Here is a 3,292-nt window from a genome sequence, read left to right as displayed (position 1 = left end):
TAACACCCGAAGTCGGTGAGGTAACCTTTTGGAGCCAACCGCCGAAGGTGGGACAGATGATTGGGGTGAAGTCGTAACAAGGTAGCCGTATCGGAAGGTGCGGCTGGATCACCTCCTTTCTAAGGAAAAAACGAAAAGCGGAGGCGCCTGTTCAGCGACGTACAAATTTAAAGGCTTCTGACGAGATAAAGGAAACACGGAGAGTCCATTGGACGAACCGATGTTGACTTATCGTAGGAAGAAACCGTAAATTTGCTAGTCGCTAGGCGCCAGAGCTAGACACAAAAAAGCAATATAAAAGACGTTTCGTTTCGTTCAGTTTTGAGAGTTCAAACTCTTTATAAAGTTAATGTGGGCCTGTAGCTCAGCTGGTTAGAGCGCACGCCTGATAAGCGTGAGGTCGGTGGTTCGAGTCCACTCAGGCCCATCACACGTTAGCTTTTTTATTTGTGGGGCCTTAGCTCAGCTGGGAGAGCGCCTGCTTTGCACGCAGGAGGTCAGCGGTTCGATCCCGCTAGGCTCCACCAAACTCAAGCTGATTTAATTATAAATCGTCAGCTTATTTGTTCTTTGAAAACCAGATAAAATAAGAAGATATAACAAACCGAGAAGCATCACCTTATGGATGATTCCATAAGATAAACCTTTTTAATATTGAATAAAAAGAAGCAAGAAGTTCAAGGAAACAAATGAGTGAGCACCGGAATGCACAAACGTGCGTGAGGATGCGAACGAATGCAGTTGACACAGAAGTTCGCCGCTTATTTTTATTCAATCAGACGAAAAAGAAGCAAGAAGCTCAAGGAAACAAGCGAATGAACACCGGAGCGCACAAACGTGCGTGAGGATGTGAGTGAGTGCAGTTGACGCAGAGATTCGCCGCTTATTTTTTGGATGACGATTAAGTTATTAAGGGCGCACGGTGGATGCCTTGGCACTAGGAGCCGATGAAGGACGGGACTAACACCGATATGCTTCGGGGAGCTGTAAGCAAGCGTAGATCCGAAGATTTCCGAATGGGGAAACCCCCTACCTTTAATGGGGTAGGATCCAATTTTGAATACATAGGAATTGGAAGGCATACCCGGGGAACTGAAACATCTCAGTACCCGGAGGAAGAGAAAGAAAAATCGATTCCCTGAGTAGCGGCGAGCGAAAGGGGAACAGCCCAAACCAAGAGGCTTGCCTCTTGGGGTTGTAGGACACTCGATATGGAGTTACAAAGGAACGGGGTAAACGAAGCGGTCTGGAAAGACCTGCCAGAGAAGGTAACAGCCCTGTAATTGAAACTTCGTTCCCTCCCGAGTGGATCCTGAGTACGGCGGGACACGAGGAATCCCGTCGGAAGCTGGGAGGACCATCTCCCAAGGCTAAATACTCCCTAGTGACCGATAGTGAACCAGTACCGTGAGGGAAAGGTGAAAAGCACCCCGGAAGGGGAGTGAAATAGATCCTGAAACCGTGTGCCTACAAGTAGTCAAAGCACAATTATGTGTGATGGCGTGCCTTTTGTAGAATGAACCGGCGAGTTGCGATTTCATGCAAGGTTAAGTTGAAGAGACGGAGCCGTAGCGAAAGCGAGTCTGAATAGGGCGTATGAGTATGAGGTCGCAGACCCGAAACCAGGTGATCTACCCATGTCCAGGGTGAAGGTAAGGTAACACTTACTGGAGGCCCGAACCCACGTACGTTGAAAAGTGCGGGGATGAGGTGTGGGTAGCGGTGAAATTCCAATCGAACCTGGAGATAGCTGGTTCTCTCCGAAATAGCTTTAGGGCTAGCCTTGAAGTAGAGTCTTGGAGGTAGAGCACTGTTTGGACGAGGGGCCCTCACCGGGTTACCGAATTCAGACAAACTCCGAATGCCAATGACTTGTTCTTCAGGAGTCAGACTGCGAGTGATAAGATCCGTAGTCGAGAGGGAAACAGCCCAGACCGCCAGTTAAGGTCCCCAAGTATCCGTTAAGTGGAAAAGGATGTGGAGTTGCTTAGACAACCAGGATGTTGGCTTAGAAGCAGCCACCATTGAAAGAGTGCGTAATAGCTCACTGGTCGAGTGACTCTGCGCCGAAAATGTACCGGGGCTAAACGGATCACCGAAACTGCGGATTGACACCAATGGTGTCAGTGGTAGGAGAGCGTTCCAAGGGCTGTGAAGCTAGACCGTAAGGACTAGTGGAGCGCTTGGAAGTGAGAATGCCGGTATGAGTAGCGAAAGAAGGGTGAGAATCCCTTCCACCGAATGCCTAAGGTTTCCTGAGGAAGGCTCGTCCGCTCAGGGTTAGTCGGGACCTAAGCCGAGGCTGAAAAGCGTAGGCGATGGATAACAGGTCGATATTCCTGTACCACCTCCCCGCCGTTTGAGTAATGGGGGGACGCAGGAGGATAAGGTAAGCACAGTGTTGGATAACTGTGTCCAAGCCGTTAGGCTGAAGAGGAGGCAAATCCTTCTCTTTAAAGCGGAGCGGTGATGGCGAGGGAAATATAGTACCGAAGTTCCTAATTCCACACTGCCAAGAAAAGCCTCTAGCGAGGCGGGAGGTGCCCGTACCGCAAACCGACACAGGTAGGCGAGGAGAGAATCCTAAGGTGATCGAGAGAACTCTCGTTAAGGAACTCGGCAAAATGACCCCGTAACTTCGGGAGAAGGGGTGCTCTTATGGGTGAAAGCCCAAGAGAGCCGCAGTGAATAGGCCCAGGCGACTGTTTAGCAAAAACACAGGTCTCTGCAAAGCCGCAAGGCGAAGTATAGGGGCTGACGCCTGCCCGGTGCTGGAAGGTTAAGAGGAGCGCTTAAGGCTTTGCCTGAAGGTGCGAATTGAAGCCCCAGTAAACGGCGGCCGTAACTATAACGGTCCTAAGGTAGCGAAATTCCTTGTCGGGTAAGTTCCGACCCGCACGAAAGGCGCAACGATCTGGGCACTGTCTCAACGAGAGACTCGGTGAAATTATAGTACCTGTGAAGATGCAGGTTACCCGCGACAGGACGGAAAGACCCCGTGGAGCTTTACTGCAGCCTGATATTGAATGTCGGTGCAGCTTGTACAGGATAGGTAGGAGCCGTGGAAACAGGAGCGCCAGCTTCTGTGGAGGCATTGGTGGGATACTACCCTTGCTGTACTGACCTTCTAACCCACACCCGTAATCCGGGTGGGAGACAGTGTCTGGCAGGCAGTTTGACTGGGGCGGTCGCCTCCTAAAAGGTAACGGAGGCGCCCAAAGGTTCCCTCAGAATGGTTGGAAATCATTCGCAGAGTGTAAAGGCACAAGGGAGCTTGACTGCGAGACCTACA

General features: G+C 50.7%; 2 tRNA genes and 2 rRNA genes. All 4 read left to right on the top strand.

Features of this window, described 5'->3' with window-relative positions:
* Positions 1-119, top strand: a 16S ribosomal RNA gene (locus KI375_RS26930); the annotation flags it as partial.
* Between the two features lie 234 nt (positions 120-353).
* A tRNA-Ile gene (locus KI375_RS26925) sits at positions 354-427 on the top strand.
* A 24-nt stretch (positions 428-451) separates the two neighbouring features.
* Positions 452-527 (top strand) — tRNA-Ala (locus KI375_RS26920).
* Positions 528-899: 372 nt separating this feature from the next.
* Positions 900-3,292 (top strand): 23S ribosomal RNA (locus KI375_RS26915); the annotation flags it as partial.

This window comes from Bacillus sp. J14TS2, assembly GCF_018333015.1.
In the GTDB taxonomy this organism is placed as follows: domain Bacteria; phylum Bacillota; class Bacilli; order Bacillales; family Bacillaceae_C; genus Lederbergia.
This window is presented reverse-complemented; position numbering and strand designations above follow the sequence as displayed.